The sequence below is a fragment of the Sulfitobacter sp. 1A15258 genome, assembly GCF_043557045.1.
In the GTDB taxonomy this organism is placed as follows: domain Bacteria; phylum Pseudomonadota; class Alphaproteobacteria; order Rhodobacterales; family Rhodobacteraceae; genus Sulfitobacter; species Sulfitobacter faviae.
This window is the reverse complement of the sequence record NZ_JBIFFK010000010.1, coordinates 44,232-59,034: the sequence shown is the minus strand read 5'-3', so window position 1 is coordinate 59,034 and position 14,803 is coordinate 44,232. Positions and strand designations below refer to the sequence as shown.

The following is a 14,803-nucleotide window of genomic DNA, read 5'->3' as shown; positions in this document are numbered from 1 at the left end:
GGGCGGGCTGAGCCCGACGCAAGTGTATCAACAAAGACGTCTCACAGTTTAGAATCTGGGAAAGCGGTATGAAAATTCTAATCATTGCCCCGCATGCGGATGACGAAGTTCTTGGTATGGGCGGGACAATTTCCCGTTTGGTGGATGAAGGCCATGACGTGCAAGTCGCAGTTCTGACCGGGCACGGAGAGGCGCCCCACCCCCTTTGGCCGCCAGAGACTTGGGACATCATTCGCACCGAGTGTTGCGCTGCCCTTCAAGTCCTGGGCTGCAAGCCCCCGTTGTTCCGGGAATTGCCAGCAGCCTGTCTGGATGCAACGCCCTCGCACCAGATCAACAAAGTCATTAACGCTCTTGTGTCAGAAGTTGACCCGCACGAAATCTACGTGCCCTTCGCCTTCGACCTGCACAAGGATCACGGCGCCATAGCCTATGGCGTTTCAGTCGCTGCGCGGCCCTACTTGGCCTCGGCCCGCAACATTCGCCGGGTACTGGCCTATGAAACCCTGTCGGAAACCCACCTGGCCCCGCCATACTTGGCCCCGGCGTTCCAGCCGAATGTGTTTGTCGATGTCTCGGCACAGATCGACCGCAAGCTGGAGGCGATGCGCACCTATGCCAGCCAGTTGCAACCGGACAATCTGCCTAGGTCGATTGCCGCACTGCGAGCGCTCGCGACGTTCCGGGGCACGCATATCGGGGTTGAGGCAGCCGAAGGATTTGTTCTGTTGGGCGAGTATCGGCGATGATCTATCGAAACGGTGGAAAACGGCTGCTGGACCTGACTTTGGGGTTATGCGCCGTCGCACTCTTCGCCCTGCCAATCCTGCTGGCCGTCCTCGCGGTCAAACTTAGCTCTCCCGGACCGGCCTTCTTTTTCCAAACCCGCGTCGGCCGTAAAGGGCAGGCTTTCCGCATCTACAAGTTGCGGACCATGACCGTGGACCCTACGCGGCGGGCCACTGTACAGGTTGGGCAGAACGATCCCGGTGTCTTTGCCGCGGGGTGCTTTCTGCGCCGTTTCAAGATCGACGAGATGCCTCAGATCTTCAACGTTGTTCGCGGTGACATGAGTTTCGTCGGCCCGCGTCCTTGTCTGGAAGAAACCCACAACGAGATGCCAGACTGGGCCAGGCGGCGTTTCGAAGTGCGTCCCGGCATCACTGGTCTGGCCCAGACTCAGGGCAATGTCGCCCTAAGTTGGGAGAAACGCTGGGAACAGGATATCCAGTATGTCAATTGCCTATCCTTTCCGCTCGATGTCTGGCTGGTTCTAAAAACCGTCCTTGTGGTGATCCTCGGCGAAGAGAAGTTCGGAGAAATTAAATGAAGGTCGCCGTCGTTGGGGGAGTCGTCTCGACCGAGGTGCTAGTGCAGGCGTTGGTGCGCCACAAAGTTGGAGAGATTGCGGTTTGGGGCTACGAGCCCAAGGATACCTCTCTGGTGTCGGGCTGGCGTGACCTGCGTCGCCTGTCGGATGGGCTCGGCCTGCCTTTTGAAGGATTTCGCAAAGTAACCGAATGTGAAGCCAGCCTACGGACCTTTGTCCCTGACATACTCTTCGTGGTCGGCCTGTCGCAGATCGTGCCGCCGACGATGCTGAACATCGCCGCCAAGGCCAATATCGGATTTCACCCCACCGCGCTGCCGCGTGGGCGGGGCCGCGCGGCGCTGGCGTGGCTGATCCTACAAGGCGAAAACGGCGCAGCCACGTTCTTCGAGCTGCGCGACGGCGTCGACGACGGCCCGGTTTTCGTACAGGAACATTTTGTCGTTGTTGAGGGCGACGTTACCGCCGATGTCGAGGCAAAGCTCTTGGAGGCCGAGCGTATTGCACTGGATCGCTGGCTGCCGCAGCTTGCTCAGGGTGATCTTATGGCCCAGGAGCAGGACCACGGCGCTGCGACATGGTATGGACGCCGCACCCCCGAGGACGGCTGGCTGGACTGGCAGGCAAGGGGTGATGACCTGCTCCGCCTCATCCGGTCAAGCGCCCCGCCGCACCCCGGGGCTTTCACCTTTTGTCAAAACCATAAGATCCTTGTCTTGAAGGCGATCGCCTCTGACCGGCGCGAAACCGGCGTGCCGGGGCGCATTCTGGCCATTCATTCTGATGGTGGGTTTGTTGTTCAGGCGGGCGAAGGTATTGTACATGTCACCGAATGGCAATCCGGCACAGGCTGGATACCTAAAGTGGGTGCGCTGCTTGGCTATTACGCAGAGGCCGAGATTTTCGACCTGAGAACGCGGCTTGCCCGCCTTGAGCAGACAGTCGACGCCATGCAGGCCATGATGGGAAAGGGCGGCTCATGACCCACCTTATCGGTGTATACGGGGCTTCGGGTTGCGGGAGGGGGATAATGCCGCTCGTGCGGGCCCACAACCCGCTTGCAACACATGTTTTTATTGATGATGGTTTGGTGCCGGATCGCGCCAATGGTCATGATATTGTGGACTGGACTGGCTTTCTTGCGCTTAAAGCTGATCGAAAACTGGTTTCGCTGGCTATTTCCCATTCGCGGATACGTAAGAGTCTTGCCGAGAAATGCGATGCCGCTGGCGTGCCGCTTTTTGAAGCACGAGCAGCCAATGTTGTTGAATTGGATGATGTAGTGATCGGAGATGGTGCCTGCCTATCCCCTTTCGTGACCCTGACCGCGAATATCCGCATTGGCCGCTGCTTTCATGCCAACCTCTATTCCTATGTCGAGCATGATTGCGTGATCGGCGATTTCGTGACCTTTGCACCGGGTGCCAAGGTGAACGGGAATGTCACCATCGGCGACCACGCCTACATTGGCTCAGGAGCCATTGTCCGCCAGGGCATCACGATCGGCGCGGAAGCCATCGTCGGCATGGGTGCGGTTGTCACCCGCGATGTGCCGCCTGGCGTGACCGTCGTCGGCAATCCGGCAAAACCTCTTATCAAGGATTGATCCATGCGTATATACCTCTCCCGCCCCCATATGTCCGGCAATGAGGAGCGCCACGTGGCCGAGGCTTTTGCGTCGAACTTCGTCGCCCCGCTCGGGCCACAACTCGATGCCTTCGAGGCATCTATGCGCGACTACCTCGAGGCGGATGTGTACTGCGTCGGCCTGTCGTCGGGCTCCGCCGCATTGCATCTTGCGCTGCGCATAGCCGGTGTCGGCCCGGGCGATGAGGTCTGGATTTCGTCCATGACCTTCGCTGGCGGCATCTTCCCCGTGAATTACCTCAGCGCCACGCCGCGCTTCTTCGACCTCGACCCGGCAAGCTGGACCATCGACACCGCACGGCTTGCCGCCGAACTCGCCACGGCCGCGGCAGAAGACCGGCTACCCAAGGCCATCGTGCCGACCGACCTTTACGGCCAATCAGCCGATCTCGACACGCTCGAGACGCTGGCCGCGCAATACGGCGTGCGCCTCATTGTTGACAGTGCAGAAAGCCTGGGCGCCTCCTACAAGAATGGCCGCAAGGCCGGCACCGGCGGAGATGCCGCGATCCTCTCCTTCAACGGCAACAAGATCATCACCACCTCCGGCGGCGGCATGCTGGTCACCCGCCACAAGGAATGGGCTGACGAGGCCCGCTTTCTTGCTACCCAGGCCCGCGACCCCGCCCCCCATTACGAACATTCAACCTACGGCTACAACTACCGCCTGTCCAACATCTGTGCGGCAATAGGGCTGGGCCAGATGGAGGTACTGGAAGCACGCGTCGCTCGTCGGCGCGAGATTTTCTCACGCTACGAAACCGCTCTCTCCCGCCCCGGCATCGCTTTCATGCCGGAGCCGAAAGGTCTTCAATCAACCCGCTGGCTCACTGCCCTGGCGGTCGACCCGATCGAAACCGGCATCACACGCGAGGACATCCGCCTGATGCTGCTGGAACACGAGATCGAATCCCGCCCGCTATGGAAACCGATGCATATGCAGCCGCTTTATGCGGGCAGACCCTACCACGGCGCGGGCGTTGACGAGCGCCTCTTCACCAATGGTCTGTGCCTTCCCTCGAGCAGCGACAAGACTGATGCGCAGCAGGACGAGGTGATCGAGCGGGTCAACGCACTGCTTGATTCAGCTCGCTAATACCCCGGACCGCCTCTCGCGAATAGGCCAGATCGGCTTATGAGGGTAGCAGCCCGAGATAGGTCTGCTCCTTGGCTTCGTTGGCAAGAAAGATCGCGTTCATCCCGGCTACAATGGCTTTTTGAGGCAGACTTGCCGGACCCTTCCATAATTCTGGCCCACCAGCCGTTCGACCTCACCGACCGAAACCAAACGGTCATTAAAGCTTGCCGAAAACCTGAATCGCTAGGATTCCCGCGGGCTGATTTTGTGATTCATCTTGTTTGGGAGGATGGATCATGTCAGCACCATTGCCAGAAGCGCTGCGGGCGCGGTTTCAGAGATTGATTGAGGAAGGGTTTAGCGGTCGCGCGGCGGCGTTGCGGTTGCAGTGTCAATCCTGACCCTTGGGGGTGCGGACGAAAAGTTGGACTATCTTGGAGATAGGCCATGTACAGTTACGAAGAACGACTGCGCGCGGTTAAGCTTTGTATCAAGCTCGGCAAGCGCGTGCAGGCCACCATCCGTGAGTTGGGGTATCGAACGAAGAACGCCCTTAAAGTGTGGCATAGAGAATAACAACGTCTGCAGGACTTGCCGATACGATCGGCGCCGCGGCCGCCTAAATTCTCGTTGGCGCAAAAGCAGATGGTGTTAGAATATTATGCAACCCATGGCCGTTGCGTGCTTTAGGCTATCCACGCCGAACTACAATGACGGCTTGGGTGCGCGTGGCCTTTCCTAACTGAAGCCGGCCTCCAAACACGGCATATGGCCCCGGCAATCACTCTGATGCCGTGAAACAGGCTGCTGGGGTCGGGCTATATAGCCGTCAAGAAAGTGCCCAGGCCCTGGCGGGAAAGTTCGGAGTTAGTCGGGCAACGCTCTATGCTTGGAAAACTCAGGTTCTTGGCCCGGAGGCTCCTGCCACGATGAAGCGGGAAGAAGAGTGCCCTTCCCCCAGGGCATTGCCAACTTAACGGCACCGACCTTTATCGGTCCCTAGGGGTGATTTCTCAGGTGGTCATTTCAAGCGCATATCCGTGCCACAGGTTGAAGGCATCGGACCTTGCGTGGCGGTATGAGATGGTTGAGAGGCGGGCTCTGAATATTGTGTTGATTTGATCGTGGGCCGCGAGGAACCTTTGCGCCTGTCGGATCGATTTGAACCGGCCCATGACCCTCTCCCGTTTGCGGGTCGGCCGATGCGACCCCTCGATGCGATTGTTGAGCCCTTTGTGTGCCCGATGATCAGCTTCAGGCGCAAGAGCCCGGATCGGTTTGATGTAACTGCGCAATTTGTCAGTCATAACGATACGAGGCTTGCCAAACTGGGCAACGAAACGCCTGGCGGCGTTGGCATTTCGGCGCGGCTGCACAAGGATAAGCGGTGCGCCGATCCCACCTATTTAGCGTAATTCCATGGTAGCAGATCGTTGATCTGGCTTTGTTTGTGGCCTGCGACGATGGCAGTGACCGTATCTGTTAGATAGGCATGCGGATCGACACTGTTCAATTTGCAGGTCTCGATCAAGGAAGCGATGACGCCCCAGTTTGTGGCCCCGTCGTGGTGGCCAGCGAAGAGTGCGTTTTTGCGGTTCAGAGCTATGGGACGGATCGTGCGGTCCACTGCGTTGCTGTCTATTTCGATGCGGCCGTCGGTCAAAAACAGGCACAGCCCGTCCCAGTATTTTGCGATGTATTTGAGCGCTTCACCCAAAGGGGCTTTAGCATACAGCCGCGCGCGGTTGGTCGTGAGCCACTCCTCAAACGCGACGATCAACGGTGCCGATTGGTCTTGCCGTGCTGCCAATCGCACCTCGGGTGCCAGACCCCGGATATCCTTTTCGATCAGGTAGAGCGCAGCGATCTGTTTCAGCCCGTCTTCGGCGATGGGGGCAGTGCCAGATTGTGCAACTTCGTGCAGTTTGCGACGTGCGTGGGCCCAGCAGTAGGCCAAGACGACATTGTCATCGGCGCGTTTGAGTAAGCGGTTATACCCGGCATATCCGTCCACTTGGAGGATGCCAGAGAAGCCTTTCAAAATGTCATCTGCATATTGGCCGGAACGCCCGGGCGCATATGTAAAGGCAACGCCCGGTGGAGCCGCTCCACACCAAGCCCTGTCATCGTGGGCCAGTGCCCAGAAGTAACCAGTTTTGGTTTTACGTTTGCCAGGATCAAGCACTGGTGCTCTTGTTTCATCCATGAACAATTTGGTTGAGCTTTTCAGATCAGCCATAAGCGCGTCGAAGACAGGACGGAGTTCATAGGCTGCCTTGCCGACCCATCCTGCAAGGGTGGAGCGATCCAGATCGATGCCTTGGCGGCTGTAAATCTGTGCTTGGCGATACAACGGCAAGTGATCCGCGTATTTGCTGACAAGAACATGCGCCACCGTTGCCTCTGTCGGCATACCACCAGGGATAAGCCGGGCCGGTGCGGGTGCCTGAACAACCCCATTGGTGCAGGACCGACTTGCATACTTTGGGCGGCGGGTAACGATCACACGGAACTGGGCGGGGATGATGTCCAATCGTTCAGACGTATCCTCACCAATCATATGGCGTTCAGCACCGCAGCCGCAGGTCATGCTATCGGGCGTAATCACTTCTTCAATACGCAGTAAATGTTTGGGGAATGAGCCACGGTTGGTATTGCGCGGTTTTGTCGGGCGCGATGCAGGTGGATCCACCGCGTCATCTTCAGCGTGGACCGCCGCCATCGCCGTTTCGATGTCTTCCAGCGCCAGCTCAAACTGCTCGGGATCGGCCTTCTCAGAGCGTGCGCCAAACAGCGCACGCTTGAAGTCAGCAACCAGTTTCTCCAACTGATCGATACGATCCTGCTTGCGCAGATTGCGGTCCTCTGAGGCGGCAAGCAGCGCCTTCAGGGCCTCAATATCATTAGGGAGATCGGCAGGTTTTGACATGGGGAATGACTACCATTTCCTGCACCTCAATACCTCTGCAAAAGACGGCCTGATTCATTCTGCCGCAGTCGGCGGACGCGCGGACAAAGCCCTTACTTTCCGCCAGTCCAATCCTGAGAATAGCGCTTCAAACTGGGCGTGGTTCAGCGCCATCAAGCCATCTTTGATGGCAGGCCAGGTGAAGATATGCTCCTCCAGCCTCTTGTAAGCCATGACCAGCCCGGTGCCGTCCCAATACAACAGCTTCAGCCGATCTGCCCGTTTCGAGCGGAACACAAATACGGTCCCCGTAAAGGTGTCTTTGCGTAACTCGTTTTTGACAAGCGCTGCCAGACCGTCATGACCTTTGCGGAAGTCTACCGGCTTGGTCGCCACAACGATCCGCACCCGGTTTGAAGGGAACATCATGAGGGCGCATTCAAGGCGCGAGCAATCTCGGCAATGCGCGCCGCTGATGTTCTTGCATCCAATCGCACGGTGACAGCACCACATATCAGATCCAACGGCGACAGCTGCGCAGGTTCAGGTGCCACATCGACATCCTCGCGCACAATCAGCGCTGCAAAGCTCGGTTCTTCAGCCAAAGCAGGCAGAACCAGCTTGCCCTCCCGGGCCATGCGCCGCCATTCCGACAAATGATTGGCCCGCATGTCATACCGCCGCGCAACTGCGTCCACCGAGGCACCCTCCACCAGCGTCTCGGCCACAATTTGCGCCTTCACCGCATCCGGCCACCGGCGGTGACCACGCGGGCCCACAACCAAATCAATGTTACTGAGAAACTCCGTTGAGCGCTCCATGGAGAAACTCCCTGATAATCCATCCGTCAGGGCTGAATCTCAGATCAGAGGCTCACAAGGAAGGTGGGGGCGGCACATCGCTGACGCACAAGGATATCCAGCACGTCCCCGTTTGCATCCACCGCTCGCCACTGCCACTGCTTCACGCCGTTGATCGGAACGACGACTTCGTCTAAAGCGTCCTGCCGAAAACCTGAATCGCTGGGATTCCCGCGGGGCTGATTTTGTGATTCATCCTATTTGGGAGGATGGATCATGTCAGCACCATTGCCAGAAGCGCTGCGAGCGCGGTTTCAGAGATTGATTGAGGAAGGGTTTAGCGGTCGCGCGGCGGCGTTGCGGTTGCAGCTTTCGCCTGCAACGGGCGCGCGATGGGGACTTGCGATCCGGCGCACCGGCAGGGCAGGAGCAGCTCCGCAAGGTCGGCCGAAGGGCAAAGGAAAACTGGACCCTCACCGCGCCTTCTTCGCCGAAGTTGTCAGCCAAGACGGCGACATTACCATGCCCGAACTGGCCTCGGCTTTGTTCGACGCAACCGGTGTCCGCGCGCATCCCGATGCGATCGGGCGGTTTCTGCGCAAGCTTGGATTCACATACAAAAAAAGTCGCTGGTCGCTGCCGAACGCCTTCGGGCAAAGGTAAGGAAGCAGCGCGAAGATTGGTTCAAACATCGCGTGCCCGCGGTGTCGGCCCGACGCATAAAAGCAGCAAAGTTCATGGAGCCGCAGAATGCCTTCATTTTAAAGCAGGGCGAGCAAGGCACAGGCAAGGACGTAATATTACGCCGAAAACGCTTGCTGAACCGTAACGGCGCCATTGATACCGCAGTTTACGCGGCCTGACTGTCGGCTGCTTGTCCCAATGCCTTCCAGTTCCACGGCAGGAGCTCATCCAGCTTGTTGATCTTGTGGTCGTGGATGCGGTCGAGAACGTCCGCGAGATAGGCCTGGGGATCGATGCCGTTTAGCTTGGCTGTTTCGATAATGGTCATGGCGCGAGCCAAGGTTTCCGCACCTGTGTCGGCGCCTGCAAAGAGCCAGATGAGATGACCGTTTTCCGTGACTGCAGTGCATAATCGTGCGGCGAGGAAAGGAGAACTGTTATGGATAATTTTGATGCCTATGTGGGTCTCGATATACACAAGGATACAATCGCTGTGGCTTTTGCTGAAGGTGAACGATCCGGCGAGGTTTGCTCTTTGGGTTCAATCCCGAACGAGACGACCGCCATCAATCGAATGGTCAAGAAATTGGCGGTCAGGTTTGAAGCGATATCTTTTGCCTATGAAGCAGGTCCGTGCGGCTATGGCCTGCACCGCCATCTTATCGGACTCGGACATGTCTGCGACGTCGTTGCACCCTCCAGAACCCCTGTTCAGCCGGGAAAGCGGCGCATGAAGAACGATACGATCGACGCGCTGAATCTGGCCCGATTGCACCGGGCCGGTGAACTCACCTATATCTGGACACCGGATGCGACCCACGAGGCGATGCAGGACCTGGTCAAGGCGCGGCGCATATCCTCTCATCAAGTTCGCAAGGCACGCCAGCGCATCAGCTGCTTCTTGCTGAAGCACGGCCGGCGCTATGAACGGAAGAAATGGGGACATCGACATCGGGTCTGGCTGGCGGATCTTCAATTCGGCCATGTTGCAACGCAATTCGCTTTGCAGAGCTATCTCAATGAAGAAGAGCAAGCTGTTGATCGACGGGCCCAGATTGACGGACAGATTGAAAACCTGATGTCAGACTGGGTTTTGGCCCCGATCGTGCGAGAACTCACAGCCCTTCGCGGTCTTGACATAGTGATAGCCGCAGCGGTTGTCGCCGAAGTCGGCGATTTTGCTCGGTTTGAAAACCCACGTCGTCTGATGAGCTACTTTGGCCTGGTGCCGGGGGAATTCTCAAGTGGGTCCAGCATACGCCCGCGCGGGATCACTAAGGCAGGATCCTCGGACGTTCGCGCGCTCTTGTTCGAGGCTGCCTGGCTCTACCGGCTGAAGCCAAAGGTGGGTCAATGGTCGCTGGTTCGACAAAAAGACCTGTCTCAGGCGGCGAAGGATATCGCCTGGAAAGCGCAGTTGCGATTGTATGGCCGATATCAACGTCTCACGCAGATACGCCACAAACGCAGTCAGGTGGCTGTGACAGCTGTCGCGCGTGAACTGGTTGGATTTATCTGGGCGATTGCTCGCAACGCAGAAGGCGAAATGGCCGTACGATAGAGCAATCCCGGGCCGAACAAATCTGGTGGTCTGTATGCAGAACGTTGAGACCGGTTAAGGGAATCCTTGGGCAAGAATTTGGAGCCGGCAAACCGGATCTCCGCAGCTAGATTAAGGCAGCCCTTTACGCCGTACCATCAATATGGGGCCGAACAGGATCCCCGAATGAGAGTTTGAGCAACCGTCGCGTTGAACTCAGCGCTCTGCACCAGCCCATCAGCCAGAAGTCCACAAACGTCGTACCGGCGATCGGTAAAATGCGCCTAAAATCTTGACAACGGTCATGAGAGTTCTTTCGCCCAATACCAATAGGGCGCAGAGCCCGCTCTGCTGGGTTGTTGTCGATTGCGACCCGACCATCGGACAGGAACAGGCTGAAGGCATCCCGTCGACTGAGGCCATAGCGGAATGCTTTGGCCAGATCGCTCTTACCGGGAATGCGCAGGAGTTGCTGTTCGGACCAATCAAAGAAGGCCGCCACCCTTGGTCGGCTCAGCCTTTGACGGGCCGCAAGGCGAGCCTCTGCGGACTGGCCGTTAATGTCACGCTCGATATCATAGAACTCACCGATCCGGTCGAGCGCCTCGCGCGCGATCTCGGACTTGGTTGAGGTCCAAAAGTCGTGGAAGTCTCGTCGTAGGTGCGCCCAACAGGCCGCCTCGCGCAAACGCGGCGGGCCATCGGATTGAGGCGCGTAGAGCTTGGCATAGCCCTTGTAGCCGTCTGCTTGCAGAATGCCGCGGGCATCGGCCAGATGGCTTAGAACGTGCTCTTCTTTCCAGTTGGGCGCAAACCGGTAGACAGCGCCAGGTGGCGCGGCTCCCGCCCACGGGCGCTGGTCACGCACGTAGGCCCAGACTCGGCCTTGTTTCACGCCTTTCCCCAATCCTTTGTCTCTTCTGGAGCGGTTTAATACCCGGATCGGGGTATCGTCCGCATGCAGAAGGTCGCTGCTCAGGATGTCCGCATCGATCCGCTCGATCAGTGGCGATAGTGTCTTCATGGCGCGGCCGCACCAGCCCACAAGTGTGCTTTCGGGGATGTCGGCCCCCATACGCTCGAAGATTTCATGCTGACGGTAAAGAGGAAGATGGTCGTCGAACTTCGAGACCAACACATGCGCCAAGAGGTTCGGCCCGGCCATGCTGACGGGGATCGGACGGCTGGGCGCAGGTTCTTGCACCATCCGTTCGCAGCGCCGACAGGATTTCTTGATCCGAGCGATCTGGATCACCTTCATCTGGGCGGCGATCATGTCGAGCAGTTCGCTGACATCCTCGCCCACCACGCGCAGATCGCCCCCACAGTCTGGACAGCACGCACCTGGGTCAAGCTCGCGGCGTTCCCGCGGGGTCGCATCCGAGACACGGGGGCGGCGGCGCAAAACAGGAGCTGACGCCTCCTCTGAAGCTGGCTCGTCCAGTCCTTCGTCGATAGGACTTTCATCCTTCTCAGCCACTGCAACCAGCAGGTATTCCAAAGCCAGTTCCAGTTGCTCAATCTCGCGCTCAACCTTCTCCGACGATTTGCCAAACGCCAGCTTTTGCAAGTTGGCGATCCGCAGGCGAAGCGCCTGAACTAATTGATCATGGGCCCGCAGCGTGGCTGACATCTTGGCGTTCTCCGCCGCAATCTGAGCATTTTCAGCCTGCAATGCCGCAATCATCGCCTTCAATTCGGCGGGATCATTTGGCAGTTTTTTGGCTGAGTGCGACATGCGCCTGACTACCAAAAATTAGCCGCAAACACCATATAAATATAGCAGATTAGAAGCTAAAATCACCCCACGCGCGCAGGCGGAGCGCCCCAAGCGGGGCGTCGCCAGTCAATGCCTTTCCAGAGCATTGCAAGCTGCGCAGAGGTCAACCGCAAGGCTCCGTCTTCCGCACTCGGCCAAGGAAAGCGGCCGCGTTCGAGAACTTTATAATAGAGGCAAAACCCCTGACCGTCCCAGTACAGAAGCTTCACCCGGTCCCCGCGCCGACCCCGGAAGGCAAACACAGCACCGCCCGTGGGCTTCTGGCGCAATACATCTTGAGCCATCGCGGACAAACCTGCGATCCCTTTGCGCATGTCCGTCACACCGCACGCCAGATACACACGGACGCCGGTTCCGGGCCCGATCATGCTGCCTCAACTGCCCGAATGAGCTGCTGGACGCGCTCTAATGGCAGATCACTGGCACAGCGCAGCTTGCGACCATTTCCAAGCACGACTTCGATCTCCAAGTGTTGCCGATCTCTTGACTGCCCCGGCTCCTCGCGAGAAGGCGAAGGCAGCGGCAGAAAAACCGTCTCCGAAGTCCGCGGTAAAACCCCTTTACGCCGAAGTTCCTGGCGCCACTGGTAGATATGCTGGCGTGTAATGTCATGACATCTCGCAACATCACTGACTGTTGCGCCATTTAAGCCAACCTTTTCGAGGATCGATAATTTCTCCTCTTCGCGCCAACGGCGCCTTCGCTCAACGTCGACAATCACTTCATGACGCATATCTCATCCCATCTCATACGACGTCAGTAACGACGACAATAACGACAGTAGTTAAGTGAGTATGGGTTCACGCGGCAGGCGGTAACAATCGGGCGCTTACGCTGAACCGATCCATCGCGCTTCAAATAATTGCTCTGCTCTGACAAAGATATTAGATCTGATATTTTATCTTCTTGCGGTGAGTACTCTAACGGCAACTCATGCAAGATGGAAATTAATTCCGGTATATTGAAATCTGTGCATGAATGAAATAGGCGATCCAAGACTTTCATCAGTTGATCCATAGGAAGAGATACTTCTGAGGCTGTCATAATACGGGGGTGATCGGTCAGAGCTGGATTGTTGCCGATGAGTAGCTCTTCATAGAGTTTCTCGCCCTTGCGCAGGCCCGCGATATAAATTGGAATATCACCCTTTTCGGGCAAAACCTGATCGGGTTGATCGACCATGTAGGCCGTTAATCCGTGCAGCTTTACCATGCTAAATGCGAGATCCAGAATTTTGACTGGCTCGCCCATATCCAAAACAAAGACGTCTCCTCCGCGGCCCATGGCGCCAGCTTGAATTACCAGCTGAGCCGCTTCGGGGATCGTCATGAAGTAACGGGTTATGTCTTTGTGCGTAACCGTGATAGGCCCCCCGTTCTCGATCTGAGATCTAAACTTGGGGATGACCGATCCCGATGAGCCTAGAACATTTCCAAAACGCACCATCGAAAAGACTGTATTTGATCCTTCCGCTGCCTGAGCCTGACAGATTAACTCTGCAATGCGTTTGGTCGCCCCCATGACGTTAGTCGGACGCACAGCCTTATCAGTGGAAATCAGAATAAAATTCTCGACGTCGTACTTCTTTGCTGCGAGGGCGATCGTGAGTGTGCCGAATACGTTGTTCCGAACGCCCTCCACGATGTTTTCTTCCACCAAGGGGACATGCTTGTATGCCGCTGCATGGTAGATCGTCTCGACCCTAAAAGCTTTGATTGCTGCTTCCAAACGTTGGCTGTTTTGAACTGAGCCAAGAATAGGTATTACCCTCGAAGGAATCTTGAGACGCTTAGCAGTTGCGGATACCTCGGCCTCAATGGTGTAAAGGGCAAACTCGGAAACTTCAAAGAGGACTAAGGTCGATGGCGTCTGGTTCAAGATTTGACGGCAGAGTTCGCTACCAATCGATCCACCTGCTCCGGAAACCATCACCACCTTTCCAGTGATGTTCTTTCGAAACAGATTGGGGTCCGGTACAACAGGATCACGCCCGAGTAGATCTTCAGCCGACACAGTGCGTAGTTCAGAAATTTTGGCTTTGCCAGTGATGATGTCAGGTATTCCTGGTATTGTTTTGATCTCGACCTGATGGTCTTCAAGATTCTTTACAATAGTTCGGCGCCGCGCTCTGCTGATGCTCGGAATTGCCAACAAGACGACATTTGCGTGGGTTTTTTCAATGAGGTACGGCACGCGATCGGGTGCGTAGACGTTAAGTCCGCCAACGGTCATGTTTTGTAGTTTTGGGTCATCGTCTACGAAAGCCATAGGAGCATATTCTTGGCCGTGGGAGAGGGAACTCACCAGTTGCAACCCTGCGTCGCCAGCACCGTAGATAATGACAGGCTGTTTGCGTAACTGTTTGGGATTCCGAAATAGATTACGGGTAAATAGTCGCAATCCTCCGACAGACAAGAATATGAATATCGCAAAGATGAATGGGACAGAGCGAGGCACTAATGCGTCAAACCCAACGCTAGCTGCATACAAAGCGACTGCAGAGATCACGGCACCTTTGCCGATCTTAAGAAGGGTCTTTTCTGCGATAAATCGGACGAGTGCGCGGTAAAGGCCAAGGTGGCGAAAGGCAATCAGCGCCGCTACGGTGGCCACGGCGAGCGACCACCACAGGTCTATTTGAGAAAGGAAGGCTGTGCTTTCGAGGCGTAGCACCATCGCGGAAACAAACGATAGGACGATCAGACAAGCGTCAACTGCTAACTGCAAGACTATTTTCGTTCGCCTGCTCAAGCTAGAAAGGTACGATACGTGATTCTGCATTAAAACAACTTCCAAATAATAAACTTGCCGACCGCCGTAGCTAGAAACAGCTCGAGGTAGGCCGTAATAACAAGAATGTAGCGTTGCCTTTAGGTCTGATCGTCGGCCTGCCAGCCGGGCCGGAGCTTCCCCGGCGATTCCGCGGCTGCGCGATTTTACATCAGATCGGAAAAATTTCACAGGTTTTTCAGACCTGGTCCGCCTCTTTTTAAGCCTTCTCAGCTTATAGTTGTGAACCGCTGAGACCTTGGTTGG

General features: G+C 56.8%; 13 protein-coding genes and 4 pseudogenes. 7 read left to right on the top strand and 10 right to left on the bottom strand.

The genetic code is table 11. The annotated features are described in order from the left end of the window. The first annotated feature begins 68 nt into the window (after window positions 1-68). The 5 genes from ACGYK9_RS17040 to ACGYK9_RS17020 are packed head-to-tail and all read left to right on the top strand — an operon-like array spanning window position 69 to window position 4,073. Window positions 69-749, top strand: a complete 681-nt coding sequence (locus ACGYK9_RS17040; protein ID WP_394413869.1) for a PIG-L deacetylase family protein — start codon at window positions 69-71, stop codon at window positions 747-749. After that, complete coding sequence (locus ACGYK9_RS17035) at window positions 746-1,330, top strand: sugar transferase (protein WP_394413872.1); 585 nt, start codon at window positions 746-748, stop codon at window positions 1,328-1,330. Before ACGYK9_RS17040 ends, ACGYK9_RS17035 begins: the two co-directional genes overlap by 4 nt. After that, a complete protein-coding gene (locus ACGYK9_RS17030; RefSeq protein WP_394413875.1) occupies window positions 1,327-2,313 on the top strand; it encodes a methionyl-tRNA formyltransferase in 987 nt (328 codons plus the stop codon). Before ACGYK9_RS17035 ends, ACGYK9_RS17030 begins: the two co-directional genes overlap by 4 nt. Next, window positions 2,310-2,936, top strand: coding sequence for an acetyltransferase (locus tag ACGYK9_RS17025; protein WP_394413878.1), 627 nt, complete (start codon window positions 2,310-2,312; stop codon window positions 2,934-2,936). The genes ACGYK9_RS17030 and ACGYK9_RS17025 overlap by 4 nt, the downstream gene beginning before the upstream one ends. A gap of 3 nt (window positions 2,937-2,939) precedes the next feature. Beyond that, a complete protein-coding gene (locus ACGYK9_RS17020) occupies window positions 2,940-4,073 on the top strand; it encodes a DegT/DnrJ/EryC1/StrS family aminotransferase (RefSeq protein WP_394413881.1) in 1,134 nt (377 codons plus the stop codon). A 995-nt stretch (window positions 4,074-5,068) separates the two neighbouring features. Here ACGYK9_RS17020 and ACGYK9_RS17015 read toward each other — a convergent pair. The 5 genes and pseudogenes from ACGYK9_RS17015 to ACGYK9_RS16995 form a co-directional block, all read right to left on the bottom strand. Continuing rightward, window positions 5,069-5,437: pseudogene (locus ACGYK9_RS17015) on the bottom strand (DDE-type integrase/transposase/recombinase); the annotation flags it as partial. A 20-nt stretch (window positions 5,438-5,457) separates the two neighbouring features. Continuing rightward, window positions 5,458-6,984, bottom strand: coding sequence for an IS66 family transposase (gene tnpC, locus ACGYK9_RS17010; protein WP_394413884.1), 1,527 nt, complete (start codon window positions 6,982-6,984; stop codon window positions 5,458-5,460). Between the two features lie 54 nt (window positions 6,985-7,038). Continuing rightward, window positions 7,039-7,392 (bottom strand): IS66 family insertion sequence element accessory protein TnpB, encoded by a 354-nt coding sequence (gene tnpB, locus ACGYK9_RS17005; protein WP_394422617.1) that lies wholly within the window; start codon window positions 7,390-7,392, stop codon window positions 7,039-7,041. Further along, on the bottom strand, window positions 7,389-7,784 hold the full coding sequence (locus ACGYK9_RS17000; protein WP_243264857.1) for a transposase: 396 nt from the start codon (window positions 7,782-7,784) through the stop codon (window positions 7,389-7,391). The genes tnpB (ACGYK9_RS17005) and ACGYK9_RS17000 overlap by 4 nt, the downstream gene beginning before the upstream one ends. 47 nt (window positions 7,785-7,831) lie before the next feature. Continuing rightward, window positions 7,832-7,960: pseudogene (locus tag ACGYK9_RS16995) on the bottom strand (DDE-type integrase/transposase/recombinase); the annotation flags it as partial. Window positions 7,961-8,039: 79 nt separating this feature from the next. On the opposite strand from ACGYK9_RS16995, the gene ACGYK9_RS16990 reads away from it, so the two are divergent. Further along, window positions 8,040-8,426: a transposase gene (locus tag ACGYK9_RS16990; protein WP_394413890.1), complete on the top strand. Its 387-nt coding sequence runs from the start codon at window positions 8,040-8,042 to the stop codon at window positions 8,424-8,426. Window positions 8,427-8,613: 187 nt separating this feature from the next. Here ACGYK9_RS16990 and ACGYK9_RS16985 read toward each other — a convergent pair. Continuing rightward, window positions 8,614-8,835: pseudogene (locus tag ACGYK9_RS16985) on the bottom strand (transposase domain-containing protein); the annotation flags it as partial. A gap of 51 nt (window positions 8,836-8,886) precedes the next feature. Between ACGYK9_RS16985 and ACGYK9_RS16980 the strand changes: the two are divergent. Next, window positions 8,887-10,008, top strand: a complete 1,122-nt coding sequence (locus tag ACGYK9_RS16980) for an IS110 family transposase (protein WP_394413893.1) — start codon at window positions 8,887-8,889, stop codon at window positions 10,006-10,008. Between the two features lie 289 nt (window positions 10,009-10,297). Here ACGYK9_RS16980 and tnpC (ACGYK9_RS16975) read toward each other — a convergent pair. From tnpC (ACGYK9_RS16975) to ACGYK9_RS16960, 4 genes and pseudogenes are all read right to left on the bottom strand, one after another. After that, window positions 10,298-11,725: pseudogene (gene tnpC / locus ACGYK9_RS16975) on the bottom strand (IS66 family transposase); the annotation flags it as partial. 62 nt (window positions 11,726-11,787) lie between these two features. Further along, a complete protein-coding gene (gene tnpB, locus ACGYK9_RS16970) occupies window positions 11,788-12,135 on the bottom strand; it encodes an IS66 family insertion sequence element accessory protein TnpB (RefSeq protein WP_394379688.1) in 348 nt (115 codons plus the stop codon). Continuing rightward, window positions 12,132-12,500 (bottom strand): IS66-like element accessory protein TnpA, encoded by a 369-nt coding sequence (gene tnpA, locus ACGYK9_RS16965; protein WP_394413896.1) that lies wholly within the window; start codon window positions 12,498-12,500, stop codon window positions 12,132-12,134. Before tnpA ends, tnpB (ACGYK9_RS16970) begins: the two co-directional genes overlap by 4 nt. A 23-nt stretch (window positions 12,501-12,523) precedes the next feature. After that, complete coding sequence (locus ACGYK9_RS16960) at window positions 12,524-14,494, bottom strand: polysaccharide biosynthesis protein (RefSeq protein WP_394413899.1); 1,971 nt, start codon at window positions 14,492-14,494, stop codon at window positions 12,524-12,526. Window positions 14,495-14,803: the final 309 nt, after the last annotated feature.

Bases quoted from the DNA above. Each gene is read 5' to 3' on its own strand.
- ACGYK9_RS17040 (WP_394413869.1), top strand. From the start codon at position 69: ATGAAAATTCTAATCATTGCCCCGCATGCGGATGACGAAGTTCTTGGT.
- ACGYK9_RS17035 (WP_394413872.1), top strand. From the start codon at position 746: ATGATCTATCGAAACGGTGGAAAACGGCTGCTGGACCTGACTTTGGGG.
- ACGYK9_RS17030 (WP_394413875.1), top strand. From the start codon at position 1,327: ATGAAGGTCGCCGTCGTTGGGGGAGTCGTCTCGACCGAGGTGCTAGTG.
- ACGYK9_RS17025 (WP_394413878.1), top strand. From the start codon at position 2,310: ATGACCCACCTTATCGGTGTATACGGGGCTTCGGGTTGCGGGAGGGGG.
- ACGYK9_RS17020 (WP_394413881.1), top strand. From the start codon at position 2,940: ATGCGTATATACCTCTCCCGCCCCCATATGTCCGGCAATGAGGAGCGC.
- tnpC (WP_394413884.1), bottom strand. From the start codon at position 6,984: ATGTCAAAACCTGCCGATCTCCCTAATGATATTGAGGCCCTGAAGGCG.
- tnpB (WP_394422617.1), bottom strand. From the start codon at position 7,392: ATGATGTTCCCTTCAAACCGGGTGCGGATCGTTGTGGCGACCAAGCCG.
- ACGYK9_RS17000 (WP_243264857.1), bottom strand. From the start codon at position 7,784: ATGGAGCGCTCAACGGAGTTTCTCAGTAACATTGATTTGGTTGTGGGC.
- ACGYK9_RS16990 (WP_394413890.1), top strand. From the start codon at position 8,040: ATGTCAGCACCATTGCCAGAAGCGCTGCGAGCGCGGTTTCAGAGATTG.
- ACGYK9_RS16980 (WP_394413893.1), top strand. From the start codon at position 8,887: ATGGATAATTTTGATGCCTATGTGGGTCTCGATATACACAAGGATACA.
- tnpB (WP_394379688.1), bottom strand. From the start codon at position 12,135: ATGATCGGGCCCGGAACCGGCGTCCGTGTGTATCTGGCGTGCGGTGTG.
- tnpA (WP_394413896.1), bottom strand. From the start codon at position 12,500: ATGCGTCATGAAGTGATTGTCGACGTTGAGCGAAGGCGCCGTTGGCGC.